This is a genomic window from Armatimonas sp., assembly GCF_964826245.1.
Genome location: NZ_CBAYMC010000053.1, coordinates 1 through 20,764 on the forward strand (window position 1 = coordinate 1; position 20,764 = coordinate 20,764).

At 57.8% G+C, this 20,764-nt stretch carries 23 protein-coding genes; 16 read left to right on the top strand and 7 right to left on the bottom strand.

Annotation, left to right across the window (positions count from 1 at the left end):
• Positions 1-317 (bottom strand): YncE family protein (locus AC1XOS_RS07230; RefSeq protein ID WP_481961545.1); only part of this gene is annotated, 317 nt, incomplete at its 3' end.
• Between the two features lie 146 nt (positions 318-463).
• Between AC1XOS_RS07230 and madL the strand changes: the two genes are divergently transcribed.
• The 3 genes from madL to AC1XOS_RS07245 are packed head-to-tail and all read left to right on the top strand — an operon-like array spanning position 464 to position 3,122.
• Positions 464-844, top strand: a complete 381-nt coding sequence (gene madL, locus AC1XOS_RS07235; RefSeq protein ID WP_481961546.1) for a malonate transporter subunit MadL — start codon at positions 464-466, stop codon at positions 842-844.
• Between the two features lie 2 nt (positions 845-846).
• A complete protein-coding gene (gene madM / locus AC1XOS_RS07240; protein ID WP_481961547.1) occupies positions 847-1,614 on the top strand; it encodes a malonate transporter subunit MadM in 768 nt (255 codons plus the stop codon).
• Between the two features lie 8 nt (positions 1,615-1,622).
• The gene (locus AC1XOS_RS07245) at positions 1,623-3,122 is read left to right on the top strand and encodes a malonate--CoA ligase (RefSeq protein WP_481961548.1); all 1,500 of its coding nucleotides are present in this window, start codon (positions 1,623-1,625) and stop codon (positions 3,120-3,122) included.
• Here the strand turns inward: AC1XOS_RS07245 and AC1XOS_RS07250 are convergent.
• The 6 genes from AC1XOS_RS07250 to AC1XOS_RS07275 are packed head-to-tail and all read right to left on the bottom strand — an operon-like array spanning position 3,114 to position 10,469.
• A complete protein-coding gene (locus tag AC1XOS_RS07250) occupies positions 3,114-3,725 on the bottom strand; it encodes a TetR family transcriptional regulator (RefSeq protein WP_481961549.1) in 612 nt (203 codons plus the stop codon). The two genes, AC1XOS_RS07245 and AC1XOS_RS07250, sit on opposite strands and share 9 nt — an antisense overlap.
• A 20-nt stretch (positions 3,726-3,745) precedes the next feature.
• On the bottom strand, positions 3,746-5,320 hold the full coding sequence (locus AC1XOS_RS07255; RefSeq protein ID WP_481961550.1) for a glycoside hydrolase family 32 protein: 1,575 nt from the start codon (positions 5,318-5,320) through the stop codon (positions 3,746-3,748).
• 1 nt (position 5,321) lies between these two features.
• Positions 5,322-6,884: a DHA2 family efflux MFS transporter permease subunit gene (locus AC1XOS_RS07260; protein ID WP_481961551.1), complete on the bottom strand. Its 1,563-nt coding sequence runs from the start codon at positions 6,882-6,884 to the stop codon at positions 5,322-5,324.
• Entirely contained in the window at positions 6,884-8,554 is a 1,671-nt protein-coding gene (locus AC1XOS_RS07265; protein WP_481961552.1) for an HlyD family secretion protein, read from the bottom strand. The genes AC1XOS_RS07260 and AC1XOS_RS07265 overlap by 1 nt, the downstream gene beginning before the upstream one ends.
• Complete coding sequence (locus tag AC1XOS_RS07270) at positions 8,551-9,816, bottom strand: TolC family protein (protein ID WP_481961553.1); 1,266 nt, start codon at positions 9,814-9,816, stop codon at positions 8,551-8,553. The genes AC1XOS_RS07265 and AC1XOS_RS07270 overlap by 4 nt, the downstream gene beginning before the upstream one ends.
• Complete coding sequence (locus tag AC1XOS_RS07275) at positions 9,807-10,469, bottom strand: TetR/AcrR family transcriptional regulator (RefSeq protein ID WP_481961554.1); 663 nt, start codon at positions 10,467-10,469, stop codon at positions 9,807-9,809. The genes AC1XOS_RS07270 and AC1XOS_RS07275 overlap by 10 nt, the downstream gene beginning before the upstream one ends.
• A gap of 75 nt (positions 10,470-10,544) precedes the next feature.
• Between AC1XOS_RS07275 and AC1XOS_RS07280 the strand changes: the two genes are divergently transcribed.
• The 13 genes from AC1XOS_RS07280 to AC1XOS_RS07340 form a co-directional block, all read left to right on the top strand.
• A complete protein-coding gene (locus tag AC1XOS_RS07280; RefSeq protein WP_481961555.1) occupies positions 10,545-11,549 on the top strand; it encodes an alpha/beta hydrolase in 1,005 nt (334 codons plus the stop codon).
• A 4-nt stretch (positions 11,550-11,553) separates the two neighbouring features.
• Entirely contained in the window at positions 11,554-12,579 is a 1,026-nt protein-coding gene (locus tag AC1XOS_RS07285) for a PfkB family carbohydrate kinase (protein WP_481961556.1), read from the top strand.
• A 108-nt stretch (positions 12,580-12,687) separates the two neighbouring features.
• Positions 12,688-13,356 (top strand): hypothetical protein, encoded by a 669-nt coding sequence (locus AC1XOS_RS07290; protein WP_481961557.1) that lies wholly within the window; start codon positions 12,688-12,690, stop codon positions 13,354-13,356.
• Complete coding sequence (locus AC1XOS_RS07295) at positions 13,357-13,782, top strand: hypothetical protein (protein WP_481961558.1); 426 nt, start codon at positions 13,357-13,359, stop codon at positions 13,780-13,782. It abuts the gene before it with no gap.
• Between the two features lie 22 nt (positions 13,783-13,804).
• Positions 13,805-15,286: a hypothetical protein gene (locus tag AC1XOS_RS07300; RefSeq protein ID WP_481961559.1), complete on the top strand. Its 1,482-nt coding sequence runs from the start codon at positions 13,805-13,807 to the stop codon at positions 15,284-15,286.
• A 76-nt stretch (positions 15,287-15,362) separates the two neighbouring features.
• Positions 15,363-16,811: a glutamate synthase subunit beta gene (locus tag AC1XOS_RS07305; RefSeq protein WP_481961560.1), complete on the top strand. Its 1,449-nt coding sequence runs from the start codon at positions 15,363-15,365 to the stop codon at positions 16,809-16,811.
• Between the two features lie 204 nt (positions 16,812-17,015).
• Positions 17,016-17,384: an RNA recognition motif domain-containing protein gene (locus AC1XOS_RS07310; RefSeq protein ID WP_481961561.1), complete on the top strand. Its 369-nt coding sequence runs from the start codon at positions 17,016-17,018 to the stop codon at positions 17,382-17,384.
• A 156-nt stretch (positions 17,385-17,540) separates the two neighbouring features.
• Positions 17,541-18,038 carry an RNA polymerase sigma factor gene (locus AC1XOS_RS07315; RefSeq protein WP_481961562.1) on the top strand — a complete coding sequence of 166 codons (498 nt, stop codon included), beginning with the start codon at positions 17,541-17,543 and terminating at the stop codon, positions 18,036-18,038.
• A 111-nt stretch (positions 18,039-18,149) separates the two neighbouring features.
• Complete coding sequence (gene secE / locus AC1XOS_RS07320) at positions 18,150-18,398, top strand: preprotein translocase subunit SecE (protein ID WP_309710325.1); 249 nt, start codon at positions 18,150-18,152, stop codon at positions 18,396-18,398.
• 23 nt (positions 18,399-18,421) lie between these two features.
• Positions 18,422-18,952: a transcription termination/antitermination protein NusG gene (gene nusG / locus AC1XOS_RS07325; RefSeq protein ID WP_309710322.1), complete on the top strand. Its 531-nt coding sequence runs from the start codon at positions 18,422-18,424 to the stop codon at positions 18,950-18,952.
• A 93-nt stretch (positions 18,953-19,045) separates the two neighbouring features.
• Positions 19,046-19,471, top strand: a complete 426-nt coding sequence (gene rplK / locus AC1XOS_RS07330; RefSeq protein ID WP_481961563.1) for a 50S ribosomal protein L11 — start codon at positions 19,046-19,048, stop codon at positions 19,469-19,471.
• A gap of 12 nt (positions 19,472-19,483) precedes the next feature.
• On the top strand, positions 19,484-20,203 hold the full coding sequence (gene rplA, locus AC1XOS_RS07335; RefSeq protein WP_481961564.1) for a 50S ribosomal protein L1: 720 nt from the start codon (positions 19,484-19,486) through the stop codon (positions 20,201-20,203).
• A 93-nt stretch (positions 20,204-20,296) separates the two neighbouring features.
• The coding region (locus tag AC1XOS_RS07340) for a DsbA family protein (RefSeq protein ID WP_481961565.1) at positions 20,297-20,764 on the top strand (468 nt) is incomplete at its 3' end.

Genomic DNA, 20,764 nt, shown 5'->3' on the forward strand with positions numbered 1-20,764 from the left:
ACCGAGTCCGAGAGATGGTTGGCGACCCAGACCTCTTTGCCATCGGGCCGAACCGCCACACTAACCGGCTCCACCCCCACCACGACACGCCTGACCATCCTGCGGCTCTTGGCATCGATGATGTCCAGAGTTCCCGCTGGTGTGTTGGCCACAAACACGCGCTGATCCCTCACCGCAATCGGCGAGGCTTGTGGGCTCATAAACGCCGGATGCCCAGTGGCTTTTGTCGCTTGCACCGCCCGGCTTGCGGGCCAGATCGCGGAGGCAATCAGCGCGAGGGTGCTACAAACCACCAAGAGACGCAGAGAAAACTTCATCGTAGGAAACCTTCCTGTCCATTTGAACTATTTTTTGGCCAAGTGGCCAGATTTTAACACCGCAACCTAAAATTGTCAAGCCGTGCTAGTGCGACACTCTAAGCAGGACTTCTTGACCGGTTTGGGTTAAAATGCCCCATAAGCTTATGATGATCTATGGGACTGCCCTGCTTGCTCTCTGCCACCTCTTAGGGGTCTTTCTGGGCGATCTGCTTGGGAAAGTGCTTGGGGTCAAGGCCAACGTGGGGGGGGTAGGTATTGCAATGCTGCTGCTGATCTTCATGCGACTCATCCTCCACAAGCGTGGCTGGCTCAGTGTAAAGTCTGAGGCGGGGATCCACTACTGGGGCGCTCTCTACATCCCCGTGGTGGTCGCGATGGCGATGCAGCAGAATGTTGTGGCGGCGCTCCGTGGTGGCCCAATGGCCTTGCTCGCGGCGGTGCTGACCGTGCTGGTGTGTGGTGGCTTTGTCGCGCTCCTCAACCGCACGGAGCCCAAGATTGCCGCGACTGAGGAGGCAGCTTAGCCATGCAGAGCCTTCTTCAGAAAGCCGCTGAGCAAAACGGGCTGATTGTCGCTTTTGCCTTGGTCGGGCTGATTGCTTGGCTCTCGGAGGCCCTCTCGCGGCGGCTGACTCTGGGCCGCGTGCAGGGCTCGGCGATTGCGATTCTGATTGGGCTAGCGCTGGCCTATCTCGGGGGAAGGCTGAGCGGAGGCACGAAGGGGCTGGCGGATCTCGTGCTCTTTAGTGGCATTGGCCTGATGGGGGGGACGATGCTTCGAGACTTTGCCATTGTTGCCACCGCCTGTGAGGTGCAGGTGAGTGAGGCAAAGCGTGCGGGCATGATCGGGGCCGTCGCGCTGCTTCTGGGCACGATCCTGCCATTTATTGTCGGGGTAAGCGTGGCATGCGCCTTTGGCTACACGGATGCGGTCAGTTTAACGACTATTGGAGCGGGGGCGATTACCTATATCGTGGGGCCTGTCACGGGCGCGGCGATTGGGGCGAGCTCGGAAGTGATGGCGCTGAGCATCGCCACGGGAGTGATCAAGGCGATTCTGGTCATGGTCGCCACGCCCGTCGCCGCCGGTTTGCTAGGCCTTAAGACCCCGCGCTCCGCCATGGTCTTTGGCGGGCTCGCGGGCACGGTGAGCGGTGTCTCCGCGGGGCTGGCCGCCACGGATCGCCGCCTCGTGCCCTATGGTGCTCTGGTCGCGACCTTTCACACGGGTCTGGGCTGTCTCATGGGGCCCTCGGTGCTCTACCTCGCGGTAAAATTCCTGGTGGGGCACTGACCAAACCGATGAATCTCTACACGCTTTTGGAGTCTCGTTTTCCGCACGACCACAGTGCGATCTGCCTAGAGGTGCCGGGGGGACAGGATCGCACCTGGAATGAGCTGGCGCAGGGTAGTGCGCGTATCGCGGGCTGGCTATCGTCGCTGGACCTGCCACGGGGCGCACGGGTGGCCGCGCCGGTGGAGAAGTCCCCCGAGGGGCTGATGCTCTATCTGGCGACTCTCCGTGCGGGCTTTGTGTTTCTGCCGCTCAACACAGCCTACCGTGAGAGTGAGCTGGCGTATTTCTTTGGCGATGCCACACCGAGCGTGGTGGTCTGCCCGAGCAAAAATCTCTCCTGGATCGCACCGCTCGCCCAAGTCGTGGGGGCACGGATGGCGACGCTGGATGACGATCGCACGGGGAGCTTGTTGGAGGCGTGCGCGAGCTTTCCCGATACGTTTGCCACGGTCGAGCTGCCCGACATGGCGCTGGCATCGCTGCTCTACACATCGGGGACGACGGGGCGCAGCAAGGGCGCGATGCTGACACATGGCAACCTCGCATCCAACGCGCTCGCACTGCACGACTGCTGGGGCTGGAGTCGCGACGATGTGCTCTTGCACATGCTCCCGATCTTCCATATCCACGGGCTTTTTGTCGCAGCCAATGGGGCGCTACTCGCTGGGGCAAAGATGATCTGGCTGCCCAAGTTTGATGTAAAGGCGGCGATTGAGCACCTGCCACGCGCCACAATTCTCATGGGAGTGCCCACTTTCTACACCCGCCTGCTCACCGAGCCCACCTTCACCCAGGAGGTCTGCCAGAGCGTCCGCGTCTTTATCTCTGGCTCCGCACCGCTGCTCACAGAGACATTCACCGCGTTTCAAGAGCGCACGGGCCACACGATCCTGGAGCGCTACGGGATGAGCGAGACGGGCATCCTAACCTCAAACCCGTACTTAGAAACCGACGGCCCCCGCTGCGGTGGCACGGTCGGTCGGCCCTTGCCCGGCGTCTTGGTACGCATTCAGGGCGAGCCCGGCATGATCGAAGTAAAAGGCCCTGGTGTCTTTGTGGGCTACTGGGGGATGCCGGAGAAAACCAAAGAGGAATTCACCGACGACGGCTACTTCCGTACAGGCGATCTAGGCCACTTCGGTGGCGAGGGCATCCCCGGGGACTATGTCTCGATTGTCGGGCGCGGAAAAGACCTGATCATCTCCGGGGGCTTCAATGTCTACCCCAAAGAGATCGAGAGCGTTCTCGATACGCTCGATGGCGTCGAAGAGAGCGCCGTGGTCGGTGTTCCACACCCTGACTTTGGTGAGGTCGGGGTCGCTGTCTTAGTTGCCAAGCCCGGCGCGACCCTTGACCCTGCCCCGATTTTCGCAGCGCTCAAGACGCAGCTTGCCAACTTCAAAGTCCCCAAACGCATTGTCGTGATAAACGAGCTACCGCGCAATGCCATGGGGAAAGTGCAGAAAAACCTGCTCCGAGAGCAGTATAAAGACGCGCTACGCTGAGGTTGCCCGCTCAAAGAGTGTAACCAGCTCGTTGGCATAGCTGTCCGTATCGAAGCCCTCGGTGGAGGCGATCTTTCCTGCTGCCAGATCAATGGCATTGCGAACCACCAGCGCCATCACACTGGGGGAGAACTCGCGAAACTCCCCGACTTCTTGTCCCCAGCGGAAGAAGTTCTCAAGGTCACAAAGCGATGCCTGGTGGGTGGCTGCCATCAGGGTCGGCAGAGGGCGTGCACTGGCGAGAATCTCCAGCAGAGCCACCAAGTGCTGGCGGCGTAGCTGCATAAACGCGAGGTTGGAGCGGATAATGGCTTCAAGTTTCTTGCGAGGCGTCGTCTCGGCGTCGATCTGTGGCCCCATGAACGTGCCAAATGCCTCAAAGATCGCCGCAGCCGTCTGCTCGATCAGCTCGTCTTTGCTCTTAAAATAATAGGAGATCACGCCCTTGCTCACCCCCGCCCGCTTGGCGATCTGTGCCAGCGATGCCTGGCCGTAGCCAAGGGTCGCGATGGTCTCAATCGTGCAGGCGATGAGCTGCGTGCGCCGCGCCTTCTCGATAAAAGACAGCTCTTCGGGAGCGCCAGGTTTATTTTCTGACCGCATGTTCAGAGTTTAGAACAAATCTACTTATTTTGCCAGAGCGACTTGAGCTTGTAGAGTTTTAGCGCGCTGAGCTGTGCCTTGCCGCCGATGGCTTGTACGGACACGCTCTGGGCATCGGCGCTGGGGATCACGGGCAGTGTTAAGTAAGTCAGGCCGTCGCTGGCATAGACCTCGATCACCGTGCGGTCGAGATAGATCGTCAGCCGCTGCGTGCCCTGCACAAAGGGCGCAGGGGCGCTGTGTCCATTGACCGTCAGCTCCTGCTGTTGGGCATCGAAGACCACGCTGACCCCACGCAGATTACACTCCACCTGGTCAGTGTCGCCTTGGAAGAGCTCCGCCTGTAGCTCGATTGCTTCCGCGCGAAAGCTGGGTATATTTGCTGCCTGATCGCTGCCCTCACGCAAGCTTTGAAGCGCCTTGACCGGCGTGCGCATCAAGCGTGGCCCCTGCGTCGTTGTCTTGAGAGTCAGCTCACTAGGAAGCGACTGGAGCTGGTTGAAGGGCATCCCCGGCGACGGTGCCTGAATCCAGCCGATCTGGATGCGCTTGCCATCGGGCATATCGCTGTAGGTCTGGGCGGCGTAGAAGCCTGCGCCATGCACATCCGGGAGGTTGCTGTGCTCGGGCGTAAAAGTGATCCCATCGAATGTGCCGACACTGTAGCGGCTATTGGCAGCCGTTAGTATCCATTTTGGATTATTTGTGTCTCCATCAAGCGGCAAGGGGAAGAAGTCCGGGCACTCGTAGAGGAAGTTATCGCCGCCGACGCTTCCGTTCACCAGGCTCACTTTTGTCCAGTCTTTCAGGTTCAGTGATGTAAAAAAGTGAACGGTATGCTGGTTGCTGGGTAGCCCGACATAGAGCACCTGCACCCATTTCTGGCTTGGCTCGTGCCAGAAGACCTTGGGATCGCGGTTGCCATCGGTGATTTGCGGAATCACTGGGTTACCACTGTACTTGGTGAACATCCGGCCATCGGTGCTGTAAGCTAAGCACTGCGTCGTTGGGTTCCCAGCGGCGGTATAGATCAGCACGAGTGGTGGCTGGCCGTTCTCGCCAAAACCACTTGTGTTTTTCCAGTCCACCACGGCGCTTCCACTAAACATCGCCCCGAGCGTATCGGGCGCGAGGATATCGCCGTGCTCTTGCCAGTGCACCAAGTCCAGGCTTGTGGCGTGGCCCCAGTGCATGTTGCCCCAGCCCCAGCCGTAAGGGTTGTGCTGGTAGAACAAATGGTACTCACCGCGATAAAAAACCAGCCCATTAGGGTCGTTGAGCCAGCCACGCCGCGACGAAAAGTGAAGCAGAGGGCGTAGCGGCTCCTGGTAGAGACTGGCTTCGTCCGGAAGCAAGTCGCTCTGGACAATCGTGCTCAGCAGCCCTATCTCTAGTGTCAACGTCAGCGTCTTGCCCTTCCACGCGCTGACATCCTTAAAGGCCCACCAGTCCGGCTTGCCGTCTGCGAGGCGCACAGCGGCGATAACCTCCACGTGCCCACCGACTCTCATTTCCAGCTTGCGCTCCGGGACGCTCTCTTGGATGGGCAGGTGCAGGTAGCGGTGCGTGATCGCAAGCTCGCGGGTTTGTATCAACTCAGTGTCCTCCACCACCGTTGCGTGCGCCTTGGGCGGGAACGGGGCGTTTGAATCGTAGCACAATGGGGGCGGCCGCAGCAAAGCTGAGCAGGATCAGAAAGAAGCCATCGTTGAAGCCCATGGTCTGAGCCTGAAGCCCCACTTGCCGCGCGATTCCCCCAAGCGCGGCGCCTTTTGCCAGTACCGGGCTCATGCCATGTGCCACTAAATTAGCAGCAATGGCGGCCTGGCGCTCTGCAAGCGCGGCGTTTCCGGCGTTCAGCGACTCAGAGAGCATGGCCTGGTGGAAACGTGTCTGGTTGGTTAGGTAGGTTCCTAAGATCGCAATCCCGAGCGAGCCGCCGAGCTGGCGGGTGAGCGAGATCAGCCCCGCTGCCTGCTGCACCTCTTGGGGCTTGAGTACCGCGAATGCGATCTGGTTGATGGGTGTGAAGAGAAAGCCCAGCCCCAGGCCACGGATGACTAGTGTCAGTGTGAGGCTATCGGTGCTGATCTGTGTCGAGAGATGCCCTAGATTCCACATCGAGAAGCAGAACAAGATCATCCCAATCCAGATCAAGAGGCGTGGGTCGGCCTTGCCTTGCAGTCGTCCACAGATAATCGCGGAGACCATCGTGGCAAAACCGCCAGGCATGAGCGAGAGCCCGCTCGCCGTGGGAGTCAGGCCCAGCACGAGCTGCGTGAAGAGCGGGTAGAGGAAGATTCCCCCATAGAGCCCAAAGCCCAGCACCAGAAAGAGCACGAGCGTCGCACGGAGCTGCTGGTTCTGGAGCACTTTCAGATCCACGACGGGCGCTATATTTCTCGGTGAGAGCAGCCAGAAGCCCAGCGCCACCAAGGCAAGTACCCCAATAACCGTCAGCTTGACGATCAGCTCGCTCTGGAACCAGTCGTCTTTGTTGCCTTCTTCTAAAACATACTGCAAGCAGCCCAGCCCAACTGTGAGAAGCCCAATTCCGAGCCAGTCCGCCGGGCGCTTGCCCCGGCCAAAGGGTGAGTCTTCGAGAAACGCCGTCACGGGAAGCAGTGCCAGCAAGCCGAGCGGGATATTGATGTAGAAGATCCAGTTCCAGTTGTAGTTGTCGGTGATCCAGCCCCCCAGTGTCGGGCCGACGGTCGGGGCCACGACGATTCCAATCAGAAAGATCGCCTGCACCATGCCTTGCTCTTGCGGGGGAAATATCTCGCGGAGTGTTGCCTGTGCCGTCGCGAGCAGCGCCGCGCCGCCCGCACCTTGGAGAATGCGAAACAGGATCATCTGCCCCAGCGTCGTGGACATCCCGCAGAATAGGGATGCCAGGATAAAGAGCACGATCGAGGCGATGAGATAGTTGCGCCGCCCAAAGCGCCCCGCCAGAAACGCCGTCATGGGCAGCACGACCACGTTGGAGAGAATATAGCCAGTCGCCACCCACGCGATCTCCTGCGTGGTCGCGTTCAGGTTCCCCGCCATCTGGGGAAGTGAGACATTGACAATGGTGGTGTCGAGCACCTCCATCACCGCCGATGCCCAGAGCCCCAGCAGAATCCACCACCGGTACGGGCTAACGGTGCTTGGCATTATTTTTTCCCGTCCCAGCCCTTGAGGATGCGCTCAGGGTGCTCGGTTTTATCCGCCGTGTCCACAATTGCCACGCAGCTCATGCCTTGGGAGAGTCCCTCCAGATCACCATCGAGGGCGATGCGCACCGGGATGCGCTGGACGACTTTGGTGAAGTTTCCCGTGGCATTGTCGGGAGGAAGTAGGCTAGTGGTCGCTCCCGTCGCGGCTCCGATCACCGCCACATGGCCGATGACCGTCTTGTTGGGAAGCGCATCGACATGCACCACAACCGGCTGCCCGACCCGCAGATCACGAATCTGGGTCTCCTTGAAGTTTGCCGTTAGCCAGACCGTCTTGCCCTGCGTGAGAGTCAGAATGGTCTGCCCTGGCGAGAGCGCGGCTCCCACATTGGCGGTCTTGCGCACCACAATGCCCGAGGTCGAGGCCGTGAGCGTGGTATTGGCGAGCGCTTTGCGGGCGCTGGCAACTTGTGCCGCGGCCTGATCCACCTGGGTCTTTGCGGCGGTCACTGCCTCCCGCTTGGCGGTTACCTGCGACTGTCCCGCGTTGGCCGTGGCGAGCTCCGCGGCAAGCTGGGGATTTTGGGCAGTGGTCGCCGCGAGGTTCCCTGCCTGCACCGCCACCTGGCCACCCCCTGCCTTCGCCAGCCCGACGCCCGCCTCCGCCACTTTCGCTTGCTCTTTCGAAGCCTGCGCGGCCTGCTTTGCCGCCGCGTGGGCAGCGCGCGCTTGCAGGATCTGCGACTCGACACTCTTTACCTGCGCCGCCGCCTGATCCACCTGCGACTCAGATTGTGCGACTTGCGCCTGCGCCTGCGCCACTTGCTCTTTGAGTGCCGCGAGGCTGGAGCGGGCTCCCTCGGCCTGGGAGTGGATCGCGTCAAACTGCTGGCGTGTCACGGCGTCTTTTTCCAAGAGCGCCTTGTAGCGGGCCTCATCGCGACTGGTCTTCTCGACCTCGGCCTCGGCACCGGAGAGGCGCGCGGAGATCACGTCCACACCCTTTCGCGCCGTCTCGACGGCCTTTTTCGCCCCGGCCAGCCCCGCCCGCGCCGTGTCTGCCTGCGCTTCGAGCTGATGGACGGTTGCGGCAGCGGCCTCCGCTTGCAGACTGACTTGTGTGGCCTGTGCCTTGGCGGCGGCGAGCTGTTTCTGTGCCTGAGTAAGCTGGCTGGCGCTGGTCTTGTCGGCGAGGGCGACCTGTGCCTGTGCGCTCTGAGTGCGGGCCTGCTGGATCGCCTCAGCGGCGCGGGCACGCTGGATGGCGGCGTCGGTGGAGCGGGCCTGGAACTCAAGATTTGCAACGGCCTGTGGCACCTGGCTCTTCATTGCCTCCAGCGCCGCCTCCGCCTGAGCCAGCGCCGCCTTTTGGGAGTCACTGTCAATTTTTGCCAGTAGCTGCCCTTCTTTAATCTCGTCGCCCTCGCTCACCGTAATCTCTGAGAGCACGCCTCCGATCACGGGGCTGACATTGACCAAGTTCCCTGTGAGGTAGGCATCGTCGGTCTGGACATGGGTGCGACCCCAGATATACTGTTGTGCGCCATAGACCGCGCCACTGCCCAGCACAAGCACTAGCAGAATCAGCGGAACGGGCGAGCGTCGCTTGGGGGGCTCTGGCGTGGCAGGGGGCGCCCCGGCGGGGTTGGGTTGTTGTGGCTGACTCATCGTGTTTTCTCTCCTGTGGCGCTCTCAAAGCGGGCGCGGGCGCTATGGTAATCGTAGAGGGCATCGACGGCGGCGTTCTCGGCGCGGACAAGCGCGGCCTGGGCATCGCTGAGCTCTAGAAAAAGCCCGACTTGTCCGGCGTAGCGCACTTGGGCGAGATCGCGAGCGGCGCGTGCCTGCTCCGCCGCAACTTGTGCGGTCGTAATTTGTTTTAAGGCGGTGCGTAGATTTAAGTAGGCCTGCCGGGCTTCGAGCGCGGCATTGCCTTTGGCGATTCCGACAAGGCCCTGCGCACTCTCCGCACGTAGCTTTGCCTCGTCAGTGCGGGCGCGGGTCAGACCGCCGTCACTCAGGGGAATGTTTAGCGAGATGCCAAGAGCCGCCGTGCGCTGGCGCGGGTACTGAAACGATGTGGTCGGGTAGTAGCTCCCCGTCGCCTGGAGCGCGACACTGGGTTTATCCGCCACCCGCGCCAGAGTCACACCCAGCTCGGTCGCTCGGGCCAGGGTCTCGGCCTGCAAGACATCATCGCGGCTCTCGGCGAGTTTGTTCACCGTGGCTTCGTCGGGGAGCTCGGGGACGGTCGCCACTTGCTCCAGCTCAATCTTGGTGTCCAGCGGCAGATGCACCGCATCGTTGAACGCCGAACGGGCCACCGCTTCGCTGTTTTTCGCCACCTCGACGGCTTGCTCGGCCTGCACCAGCGCGGTGCTGGCGCGGAGCAGATCCACTTTCTGGCCCACCCCGCCGTCAAAGAGGGTTTGCGCCTGCTTCTGCTGGGTCTGCGCCGCCGTCAGTGCTGCCACCGCGACACTCATCTGATCACGCGCCTTCAGCAGTCCGAAGTAGGTCAGTCTGGCTTGAAGCTTCTTGGCACGAATCGCCGTTTCTACCCCAAACGTATCCGCGAGGCTCTGGAGCCGCGCCTGGCTGGTCGCGGTGCGCACTTGGCCGTAGAGATCGAGCCGCTGCGCCAGCGTGATCGCGAGGCTCTCGGTGTGATCGGGCAATGCGGTAAATGGCGCGGCTCCCGGTGTAAAGACAATCCGAGTCGGGCTGTCAAAGCGCAGCGCACTGGCGCTCGCCGAGAGCGTCGGCTTGAGCGCTGTTGTGGTGGCATCGGCACGCTTGCTATCGGCCTCCACCGCGCGCCTGGCGTTCTTGACCGTCGTGCTGCGCTCCAGCGCCTGGGCAATCGCTCGCTCTAGCGTGAATCTTTCTACTTTTTCTCGGGGCGCTTCCTGCACCCAGACTATCCACATTCTATTTCTCTTTCACCCCTTCGCTTGCCGCACCCAAGGGGTACCCAGGTGGCGGTGGTGCCGCCGGGGGAGGTTAATCCACCGATCAAAATCTTCGTCAGTGTCTCTACCAGCGCATCCGAATCAACGGCTCCACTGTGAATCAGTTCGTCGTACTCGATATCTCGCAACACGCTCACAAATGTCTGGAGTGCGGTGCGGGTATCCAGACCTGGCGCGATCTCACCGCAAGCTTTTCCCGCCTCGAAGATTGCGCTGAGGCTCTGCATCATCTCCTGAAACACTACCTGATACTCTGGGTTGGTGCGGATCACGGCGACGGGCGCACCGCCAAAGGCAATCTTGCGCTCCACAAACTTCCCTACCAGCGCCCAGCGAAAGTATTTTTCGAGCTTCGCCAGTGGGGATAGAGTTGGATCAAGCTGCGACAGCCCCGCTTGACCACGGCGGATATTACGGACAATGGAGGCCACCGCAATGGCTTCTTTGTTAGGAAAGTGTGCGTAGAGCGTTGGCTTAGTTACCCCCGCACGGGCAGCAAGCGCATCCATGGTGAGTGCCTCGTAGCCGGTCTCCAGTGTCAGCTCACGGGCGGCATCAAGAATGGCATCGGTGCGCCGCAGGCGCTGTTGCTCTCGTAGGCTCTCTTGCATCTTTAACTCTGTAGTAAAGTTTTTTACCGTGTAGTAAAAGTTTTGTCAAGCGAAAACTTCAGGTATATTTCTCTCATGAAAAAAGCAGCAAAATACATCGCAACTTTTGTCCTAGGGGGCGCTGCCGCTCTCGCACTGGCGCACCAGCAACCAACCCCAAACCCAGACTCCCAGTACCGTCTTGGGCCGGACTCCCTGCCACAAGAGGGCGTGCCCAAAGGCGAGATCCGTGGGCCCTTTGTGATCCAGAGCAAGGCTTACCCAGGGACGCAGCACACCTACTGGGTCTATGTCCCCGCCCAGTACGATCCCGCAGCTCCTGCCGCACTCATGGTCTATCAAGATGGTCAAGCGTTCAAGAACGAGAAGGGCGACATGCGGGCGCAGAACGTGATGGACAATCTTATCTACCGCCGCGAGATCCCCGTGATGATCGGGGTGTTTATCAATCCAGGGCGCACGCCGGAGCAGCCCGAGCCCAGCCCGAGTGACTGGGGCGATCGGACGACCAACCGTGGCACGGAGTACAACTCGCTGGACGATAAGTACGCCCGTGTGGTCACCGAAGAGCTAATGCCCGCGCTGGAGAAAGACTACAATATCTCCAAAGACCCAGAGATGCATGGCATTGGCGGCTCCAGCTCGGGCGCGATAGCGGCGTTCACGGTGGCGTGGGAGCGACCCAATGCGTTTCGCAAAGTCCTGAGCAATGTTGGTAGCTTCACCAATATCCGGGGCGGCCACCAGTACCCCGATATCATCGCCAAGAGCCCCAAAAAGCCGATCCGTATCTATCTCTGTGATGGGCGCAACGACAACCGAGGGATGCGGGGCGGGGTCTACGACGAAAAGTGGGACTGGTTTTTGCAGAACGTGCGGATGCAGAAAGCCCTCACGCAGAAAGGCTACGACCTCAACTACACCTGGGGCATGAACAACCACGGACAAAAATACGGCGGTGCGATCATGCCAGACATGATGCGCTGGCTCTGGCGAGATGGCCCGGTCTCCACAGATCCCAAAGACATGGTCGAGCGTGGCTTCCGTGCGCCCGCAACGAAGAAAGACGCTGTAAAATAGCCCTATGAAACGAGTCGTAACTTTTGGTGAGGTCATGCTTCGCCTCTGCCCCCCCGGCTACCTACGCTTGCTCCAGGCCACGTCTTTAGAGATGACCTTCGGCGGCGCGGAAGTCAATGTCGCGGTCTCTTTGGCCCAGCTCGGTTTGGACGCGCGTTTTGTGACTCGCCTGCCTAAAAACGATGTGGCGCAGGCGTTTATCAATCAAGTGCGCGGCCTCGGGGTAGACACCACCAAGATTCTCCAAGGTGGAGAGCGCATGGGCGTGTATTTTGTGGAGAAAGGTGCCTCACAGCGGGCCTCGACGGTACTTTATGACCGGGCCAACAGCGCCATCGCCGAAATTTCTCCCGACGAGCTGAGCTGGGACGAGATCTTCGAGGGGGCAACAGCGTTCCACACCACCGGAATCACGCCCGCTCTCTCGGACAGCGCGGCGGCGGCGGCGATTGCGGGTGCAAAAGCGGCAAAAGCCAAAGGTATCTCGGTGAGCTGTGATCTAAACTACCGCAAGAAGCTCTGGAGCAGCGAGAAGGCTGGAAACGTGATGGGCGAGCTGATGCCCTACGTCGACTGGTGCATCGCCAACGAAGAAGACGCCGAGACGGTCTTTGGGATCAAGGCAGCAGACTCGAACCTTACCAGCGGCGCACTCTCTCACGACGGCTATATCGAGGTCGCGCAGAAGCTCACCGAGCGCTTCCCAAATCTAAAAGGCGTAGCCATCACCCTCCGCGAGTCCTACAGCGCCAGCCGCAACGGCTGGTCCGGGATGCTCTACACGAACAGCACCGCGCACTTTTCCCGTCACTACGATATTGATATCGTGGACCGCGTTGGCGGCGGCGACTCGTTCGCAGCGGGCCTGATCTACTCGCTCGTGAATGGGAAGTCAGCGCAAGAGTGCATCGAGTTCGCCATCGCCGCCAGCTGCCTCAAGCACTCCATTGTCGGCGACTTCAGCTACATCAAGCTCTCCGAGGTCGAAACCCTGCTTAAAGGCGATGGCTCCGGCCGTGTCCAGCGCTAGTAAATCTCCTCTCAGGGCTTCGGGAAAACGGGTATTTTTTGCCATCCTGGAGCCACCTTTATTTCGTGTCTTGAATTCTGTATAATCTCGCTGGAAGGATTATTGATTATGAAGGTTCTCTCTCTACTGGCACTCCTCTCTCTTCTCGTTGGCTTCCATTCTCCTGCACGGGCACAGAATGAAAACACGATCATTCTAGAAGAATTTCGCATGAAGCTGGTCAAGCCTGCTAGCTACACTCGCTCTGCTAAGGACGAAGTCTATCCTATGGTACTGGCTTTACAGTCTCCGGAAATTGATCGCTATAGCAATAGATTTACAAGCAACAGCACCTCTTTTACTTATAAGCTACTGGGGGGGATCTATCTGATCACCTCACCGAAACCTAAAACAGGTCTTCAAGAGCAAGTAGACAATGCTTTGCCAAGTGACCGTGATGTTGAAGCGATTGGTAAGCTAATCCCAGGGATGGCCATCGAGAAAAAAGCACAAATTACAGTGGGGGGGCGCAAAGCTCTCTCCGTTCTTGCCTCTTTGGACATTAGTAAGACACATGGGATTCAGGAAGAGGCCACGCTCCGACTGATCTTCATGGTCTATAAAAACACCCAAATGACCTGGCTTTTTGCCGGGATGAATGCCGACTTTGACAAGAGTGTGAAGGATTTTGAGAAAATGATCAATAGTATCCGTTTCCTTGACGATAAGCCGCTGACTGAAAAGCCTGCGACACCAGCGAAACCTGCTCCGAAAAAGGGCAGTGGTAAAGGGAAGTAGATGCTTCCCAAAGCTTGGCATGGGGTCTGGCGAGGAAGCTTGACCCTGCGCCCTCCTCTGAAAAACTTCCCGGAGACCCCGGCAATGGAGCTAAGGATCACCCCAAAGGAAAAAGATACCTGTAGCTGGGTGCTCGCCTACAGCGGCCAGCCCGAGCGCCGCTATGAGCTCCAAGGGTTTGCAGATAAGCCAGGAACCTTTATCCTCGACGAAAAAAATGGGATTCTACTTGATGCCGTGCTGGAAAATAACGAGCTGCTGACTGCCTTTGAAGTAGAAGGCAGGCTCTTGCTCACCCGCTATGTCCTCATCGCTTCCGGCATTCAGTATGAAACTCGAACCTTCCAGCGCGGTGAACTCGGCCCCCATAAAGTCGCAAGCTGGAAGTCCCAGAGCCTCCAAAGTGCTCTGCTCAAGCGTTCCTGACGCATGGTAAAATGCCCAGCAGATGCTCCCCGAGAAGAATGAGATGCGACTGCTGTCGCTTGCCGCTATTTTATATGTGGTGCTAGCGCTTCTCTTCTGGCCCCCCGTGACGACGACGATGGACGAGTCGGCGTACCTTAACTTTGCCTATGTTCTGCGTCAAGGCACATTCTACTCCGATGTCGCGCATGTCACGACAACCATGTATATCACTGCGGGAGAGCACTTCACCATTAAGTACCCTCCAGGGATGTCACTCTATCTGGCCAGCTTGAGTTTTCTGGGATGGCCCGTTGTCATGGGGGCAAATATCTTGGTGCACCTAACAACCTTTTTTGTTGTAGGGCGGCTCTTGCGGCATGTGGGTGCCTCTGCGCTTTTTGCCTTGCTTTTTTTATTCCATCCGACTGCGGTGATCTATAGCCGAACCCTGATGAGCGATCCTTTGGGGGGACTAGCTGTAGCCGTAGCCTTTCTTGCACATATACGCGCGCGTCCCCTATTAGCAGGCTTGGTGTTGGGGACTGCTGTCTTGGTAAAAACCGCCAATGGAATCGTTGTTCCATTGGCAATACTAGGAATTCTTATCGAAGAGTTATTACCTTGGCGTCGGTGCACTTTCACGCAGCGAGTTGCGCAACTACGTCCCGTGATTTTTCTTGTCTTAGGAGCATTGCCAGGAATTATAGTAGCCTACCTCTACCAAAAAATAATCCAGCAAGGTGGGTGGGCAAAGTATGATGCTGGATCTGGGGAACTGTCAGATCGTTTTAATCTTACATATTTTATGCAACACTTTCCCTTTTATATTTTGGCTACGGGATTAATTTTCCCTGGAATGGTTGCTGCTCCTATATTCTATCGGAAGAAAGGTTGCTGGTTTCTGCGCCTTGCTATTCTCGGTATTATACTATTCTATAGTCCTTATTTTTTTCTGGATGCAACTAATCAACCACTGGAGTCTTTTATTATTGGGCAGCGATTCTTGTTAGCGATCTTGCCTCTGTTTATTGTTGCTTATGGGAAAGTTCTCACGGACTTCTTAGCGCCTCGGCTTTCACCACGCCAGTGGCTTATCTTGGCTGTCGTGACTGGGGCGTTGCTCTTTCTGGGGACAGGGGCGGTTCACTGGCGTCACCAGAAAATGCTACGGACGCTAGAGAGCCTGCGGAGCGATATTGGTCGTGAGGTTCCTGAGGCTGCGGAGCTAGTGTGTACGGCGCATATTGGCAAGCTCCTCCACCCCGCATGGACAGGCCGTCGGCTTTATGATTCGATAAACGGCGAAGAGGATGGCTTGAAAGTTATCTCGCAGCGCTTAAGTGTCGGGTCAGAGCCGGTCTATCTGGCGCTGTGGAGCCGTGAGTACCGTGCAGAGACGCCACGTGAGCAAGCGCTCTGGAAAGCAGTTCATGAGAGGTTTAAGGTGCGCGATGTGCCCGACCGCTCTCACGATGGGCTTCAGCTCACGCAGATTCTCGCGGAAAAGCTGTCCGTACGATAAAATACTCCTCGCCTGCGGTGTTTGCAAGCGAGAAGGCGCTGTCGCTGAGTGAAGAGAGTTTTGTGGGGGGAAAGTGATGGGCGATAGTAGAGCATTTTTAAGTCTGACACGGGAAGCGCCGAAAAAGCGTGCGGTGAGTGAGCGAGTTCGGGACTGGTCGGAGGTCTATCTGCCGATGGCTCCGGAGAAGCTTCGTGCTCAGGCATCGCGCTGCATGGACTGTGGCGTTCCATTCTGTCATAGTGGTTGCCCGCTGGGCAATCTTATTCCCGATTGGAACGATCTGGTCTACCGAGGGCGCTGGCAGGAGGCACTTGTCGCCCTGCATGCCACCAATAACTTCCCCGAGTTCACCGGACGGCTCTGTCCTGCTCCGTGTGAAGATGCCTGCGTTTTGGCGATTAACGACAAAGCAGTGACGATCAAGACGGTCGAGCAGCGCATCATTGACCATGGGTTTGAAGAAGGCTGGGTTGTGCCGGAGCCGCCGCAGAACCGCACGGGCAAGCGCGTGGCCATTATTGGCAGCGGTCCCGCAGGTCTGGCGGCGGCGCAGCAGCTCAATCGGGCGGGGCACTGGGTAAAAGTTTTTGAGCGCGATGACCGTCTAGGCGGGCTAATGCGCTACGGCATCCCCGACTTCAAGATGGACAAGTTCGTGCTAGATCGCCGTCTCAAGCAGCTCGAAGACGAAGGCATTGTTTTCTGCACGGGGGCCAATGTCGGGGGAAATGTGACCGTCACCGAGCTGCGCCGCGACTTCGATGCGGTGCTTCTCTGCACGGGAGCGCTCGCTCCACGAATGCTAGATCTTCCTGGTGTGGAGCTAAAGGGTGTTCACTATGCCATGGACTATCTCGTGCCGCAGAACAAGCGCAAAGCGGGCGATAGTTTGCCCGTAATAGATGCTAAAGACAAGCATGTTGTGATTATCGGTGGTGGCGATACGGGGGCAGACTGCTACGGCACCGCGACGCGGCAGGGGGCAGCATCGGTGACCCAGTTCCAGATCCATCCTGAGCCGCCGGTGGACATGCCCGAGCTGAATCCCTGGTGGCCTCAGCCTGCCCATATCCTCAAAAACGGCCCCGCACACGAAGAGGGCGGCGAGCGGGCGTGGGGGGTTCATACGACGCACTTCGAAGACGATGGCAAGGGGCATGTCAAAGCGCTGCACGCGGTACAAGTCGAGCGCATTGAGCGGGCGGAGGGAGGACGTCGCATCGTGCCCGTCCCAGGATCCGAGACGATCTACCCGGCGGATCTGGTACTGGTTGCTATTGGCTACACCGGGCCGGAGCGCTCGCCACTCACGCAGTTCGGGGTCGAGCTGGATGCGCGCGGGAATGTGAAGGTGGATGAGGACTACATGTCGGTCAATGTGCCCGCGGTCTTTGCGGCAGGTGACTCACGTCGCGGCCAGAGCCTGATTGTCTGGGCAATTGCGGAGGGCCGCGAGGCGGCGCATGGGGTAGATCAGTACCTCATGGGAGTCTCCCGCTTACCACGAACGAGCGTCAAATAAATTATTTTTGGTCAAGCTCTTGCGCCATGTCAGAATAGGTGGTTAGATGCATACGTGCTTTTTTGTGGGTACAGCCTTCTATCCACAAACCTCCCTATGACAGCTCCAGTTCTGCCCGGCCCGGTTCGTTCCGCTTTTGGCTCCTGTTCCTCTGTTATCTGTGTGTCGCATAAAAACTAACATGAGGGTTATCAGGAGACGCAAATGCGTATCTTCGTTGGGGGTCTTTCGTACTCCACAAATACTGAGGGGCTTCGCAGCCTCTTCGCCGAGATGGGCGAAGTCACCGATGCTACTGTTGTTTCGGATCGCTTTTCTGGCGAGTCCAAGGGCTTCGGTTTTGTCGAGATGCCCAATGCTGCCGAAGCACAAAACGCGATTGCCAAGTACAATGGCTACTCTTTAGACGGACGCAGCCTGTCTGTCAACGAGGCTCGTCCTCGTGAAGAGGGTGGTCGCTCCGGTGGCGGCGGTGGTCGCTCCGGTGGTGGTGGTGGCTACGGCGGCGGTGGCGGCGGTCGCTCCGGCGGCGGCGGTGGCGACGGCGGTGGCGGCGGTGGAAATCGCTGGTAGCTTCGGCTCCTAACTAACAGAAAGCAGGTTGCCTTTGGGCAGCCTGCTTTTTTTACTATTGTACGCGAAGTAGGTCTACAGACGGATATGGTCTGCGTAAAATCCACCCTGCGCCCGATGCGGCGCGGTCTTGATCTGACCTACAATACAAACATCATGAGGACAGCGAGTTTTGAGAATGCGGTTCTGCCCCACCGCGAGAACCTGATGCGTTTTGCACTGCACCTAACCCACGACACGGCAGATGCCCAAGATCTGGTGCAGGACACTCTTCTGCGGGCCTACACCCGTTTCTACCAGCTTCGTACCCAAGACGCGACCCTGGCATGGCTGCGCTGCATTCTGCGGAGCATCTTCCTCCATAAAATTCAGCGCAAGCGCCGCGACCGTGAAGGCACTAGTGAGATCGCCGAGTGGGAGTCCACACGCGAGTTTGTCGGCCCTGAGAAGCGCGCCATTGATGGCGTCGAGGCCAGCACAGTGCTAGATGCCGTCCAGACCCTGCCCCCCAGCTACCGAGATGTTCTACTGCTGACCATTGCGGAGCTGAGCTACAACGAGATCGTCGAGCGCACCGGGCTTCCCATGGCGACCGTCAAGGCCCGCATCCACCGCGCCCGTAAGATGGTGCAAAAGCAGCTTGTGCTGGTCTAAGGGAACTTTTACAGGATATTGACAAGTACTAGAAGTTATGATATTCTGCACAGATGCAGGGCACCTTTACGGTACCCTGCTTTTTGTTGCCCGCAGTGAGTTCGAGGAGAAATGATGGCAAGCACAACCGCACAGCAACCGTCGGAGCCCGCAAAAAAGGCACCGCGTCCGGGTTTACAGGAGTATCTGAAGGGGGTTCGGCATGAGCTGAAGTCACCGCAGACCCACTGGCCCACTCGCCCTGAGCTTATCAAGATGACACAGATCGTTCTTCTGTTGATCACGGTTGTCGCCATCTACTGTGGCGGGCTAGATTTTATTTTGTCCCAGATCACCGAACGGGTGATACCGCACAAATAGGAAGCGTTTAAAAAGGCAGCACGATGCAGCGACACTGGTACGCGGTTCATACTTACTCGGGCCACGAGATGAAGGTCAAGATGACCATCGAGAAGCGTGCGGAGACGATGGGGCTCCGGCAGAAGCTTTTCCGCATTCTCGTCCCCACGGATACCGAGACCCGAAATCGGGGCGGCAAGAAGACAGAGTACAAGCGCAAGGTCTTCCCCGGCTATGTCTTGATTGACATGGTTCTGGACGATGACACGTGGTACTTGATCAAGAGCACGACAGGAGTTACGGGCTTTGTTTCGTCGGGAAACAAGCCGGTTCCGCTCCAGGATAAAGAAGTTCGAGACATCTTGGATGCTCTCGATCCTAACAATGCGGCCTCACGGCCCAAGAAGATCTGGGAGAAGAACCAGGTGGTCCGAGTCAACTCGGGGCCGTTTGCGGACTTCACTGGCAAGATCGAGGAGGTCAACGATACGAAAGAGAAGGTCAAGGTAATGATCTCGCTCTTTGGACGTGACACGCCGGTTGAGCTGGACTTTAACCAGATCGAAAAGATTTAACCCCCTAGCCCCCGCCCAGCGGGGGAAGAGAGGGTTAAAGTAGGAGGCGGGGCTTGCCAAAAGACCCGCCGCTAACACTACGGAGAAAAGAAAATGGCAAAAAAAGTTGTGGGCGTCGTTAAGCTGGCGCTCAATGCAGGGAAAGCAACTCCTGCACCTCCCGTTGGTCCGGCCCTTGGTGGGTACGGAATCAACATGATGGAGTTTATCAAGGGCTACAACGCCAAGACCGCTGACATGGCGGGCTCGATCGTGCCTGTGGTAATCACCATCTACGATGACCGCTCGTTCGTCTTCGAGACCAAGACCCCGCCTGCGTCCGACCTGCTCAAAAAAGCGGCGGGTGTACCGTCGGGCTCGGGTAAGCCCAACACCGTCAAGGTCGGCTCTATCACCAAGGCGCAGCTCAAAGAGATCGCAGAGAAGAAGCTTCCTGACCTGAACACCAACGATGTGGATGCGGCGATGAGCATTATCGAAGGCACGGCCCGCTCTATGGGCGTGACGATCACGGACTAACGGAGAAAATCAATGCGAAAACAAGACCGAAAGCATGTCGTCTCCGCGCGCTTCAAGACCGAAGCCGCGAAAGTGACCAAGAACACCCAGTACGAGCCACTTGCCGCCCTTGAGCTGGTGAAGGCAACTGCCTCCACCAAGTTCGACTCCACCGTAGATGTTGCGATCAACCTAGGGGTAGATCCTCGCCAGGGCGACCAGATGGTTCGTGGTACCACCGACCTGCCGCATGGCACCGGTAAGAGCCAGAAAGTGGCCGTCTTTGCTAAGGGCGCGAACGCCGATGCTGCCACGGCTGCGGGTGCGGATGAAGTGGGTGCCGATGAGCTAATCGCCAAGATCCAGAACGGCTGGCGTGACTTCGATGTTCTGGTGGCAACACCGGACATGATGCCCGCTGTCGGTAAGCTGGGACGTATCCTGGGACCGCGCATGCCCAACCCCAAGTCGGGCACCGTGACCACGGATGTCACCCGTGTGGTTACCGCCATCAAGAAGGCAACCCGCGTCGCCTACCGTGTGGACAAGGGTGGTATTATCCACGCTCCTATCGGCAAGGCAAGCTTCCCCACCGAGCAGCTCAGCGAGAACATGGCTGTGCTGATCAGCACCCTGGTCAAGGCTAAGCCGTCGAGCTCCAAGGGCCGCTACATCCAGAAGATCACCGTCTCCTCCAGCATGGGGCCGGGGGTCAGCGTGGATGTTGCCGTCGCACAGCGCGTCGACAAGTAGTTCGGGGTTAATCCTCAGCCGGGAGCGCGTGTCGCTCCCGGCTTTTTGTTTGCCTTGACATTCTCTAAATTTAACGTATAATTGCTTATCAAGATGAGATTCAGGAAGCCAAACAAAGAAACTTCAGTGATGATGGTTACGTCTTTAGTTGGCTGTTTGGTTACATTTTCTTTATTATCTTATCAGGATTCTACTGCGCCCCCCCCCCCCGAGATATTAAATATTCAGTCTGCTGATATTCTAAACAACGAGGAAAAAAGGTTTTCTGGCGTTGTTGTTATAGAATATATGGATTATGAATGTCCACCGTGTAAAAATAAGTTTCTAGAAATAGAAAAATTAAAAACTGAATACAAAAACAAAGTTTTATTTTCGATAAGACATTTTCCAATGGATTTTCATAAATATGCAAAAAAATTAGCAATACTTTCTGAAATATATCGACTGCAAGGAAACTTATCAATGCATGATTTTTTAATGAAATGTGAAAATTTTGACAATTCAAATTATCAAAACATTAAAAAGACTCTTTTAGGAGATAAGATAAACAAAAAACACGTC

What these genes read in the sequence shown, in the direction of transcription:
- madL (WP_481961546.1), top strand. Translation starts at nt 464, where the DNA reads ATGATGATCTATGGGACTGCCCTGCTTGCTCTCTGCCACCTCTTAGGG.
- madM (WP_481961547.1), top strand. Translation starts at nt 847, where the DNA reads ATGCAGAGCCTTCTTCAGAAAGCCGCTGAGCAAAACGGGCTGATTGTC.
- AC1XOS_RS07245 (WP_481961548.1), top strand. Translation starts at nt 1,623, where the DNA reads ATGAATCTCTACACGCTTTTGGAGTCTCGTTTTCCGCACGACCACAGT.
- AC1XOS_RS07250 (WP_481961549.1), bottom strand. Translation starts at nt 3,725, where the DNA reads ATGCGGTCAGAAAATAAACCTGGCGCTCCCGAAGAGCTGTCTTTTATC.
- AC1XOS_RS07260 (WP_481961551.1), bottom strand. Translation starts at nt 6,884, where the DNA reads ATGCCAAGCACCGTTAGCCCGTACCGGTGGTGGATTCTGCTGGGGCTC.
- AC1XOS_RS07265 (WP_481961552.1), bottom strand. Translation starts at nt 8,554, where the DNA reads ATGAGTCAGCCACAACAACCCAACCCCGCCGGGGCGCCCCCTGCCACG.
- AC1XOS_RS07270 (WP_481961553.1), bottom strand. Translation starts at nt 9,816, where the DNA reads ATGTGGATAGTCTGGGTGCAGGAAGCGCCCCGAGAAAAAGTAGAAAGA.
- AC1XOS_RS07275 (WP_481961554.1), bottom strand. Translation starts at nt 10,469, where the DNA reads ATGCAAGAGAGCCTACGAGAGCAACAGCGCCTGCGGCGCACCGATGCC.
- AC1XOS_RS07280 (WP_481961555.1), top strand. Translation starts at nt 10,545, where the DNA reads ATGAAAAAAGCAGCAAAATACATCGCAACTTTTGTCCTAGGGGGCGCT.
- AC1XOS_RS07285 (WP_481961556.1), top strand. Translation starts at nt 11,554, where the DNA reads ATGAAACGAGTCGTAACTTTTGGTGAGGTCATGCTTCGCCTCTGCCCC.
- AC1XOS_RS07290 (WP_481961557.1), top strand. Translation starts at nt 12,688, where the DNA reads ATGAAGGTTCTCTCTCTACTGGCACTCCTCTCTCTTCTCGTTGGCTTC.
- AC1XOS_RS07295 (WP_481961558.1), top strand. Translation starts at nt 13,357, where the DNA reads ATGCTTCCCAAAGCTTGGCATGGGGTCTGGCGAGGAAGCTTGACCCTG.
- AC1XOS_RS07300 (WP_481961559.1), top strand. Translation starts at nt 13,805, where the DNA reads ATGCTCCCCGAGAAGAATGAGATGCGACTGCTGTCGCTTGCCGCTATT.
- AC1XOS_RS07305 (WP_481961560.1), top strand. Translation starts at nt 15,363, where the DNA reads ATGGGCGATAGTAGAGCATTTTTAAGTCTGACACGGGAAGCGCCGAAA.
- AC1XOS_RS07310 (WP_481961561.1), top strand. Translation starts at nt 17,016, where the DNA reads ATGCGTATCTTCGTTGGGGGTCTTTCGTACTCCACAAATACTGAGGGG.
- AC1XOS_RS07315 (WP_481961562.1), top strand. Translation starts at nt 17,541, where the DNA reads ATGAGGACAGCGAGTTTTGAGAATGCGGTTCTGCCCCACCGCGAGAAC.
- secE (WP_309710325.1), top strand. Translation starts at nt 18,150, where the DNA reads ATGATGGCAAGCACAACCGCACAGCAACCGTCGGAGCCCGCAAAAAAG.
- nusG (WP_309710322.1), top strand. Translation starts at nt 18,422, where the DNA reads ATGCAGCGACACTGGTACGCGGTTCATACTTACTCGGGCCACGAGATG.
- rplK (WP_481961563.1), top strand. Translation starts at nt 19,046, where the DNA reads ATGGCAAAAAAAGTTGTGGGCGTCGTTAAGCTGGCGCTCAATGCAGGG.
- rplA (WP_481961564.1), top strand. Translation starts at nt 19,484, where the DNA reads ATGCGAAAACAAGACCGAAAGCATGTCGTCTCCGCGCGCTTCAAGACC.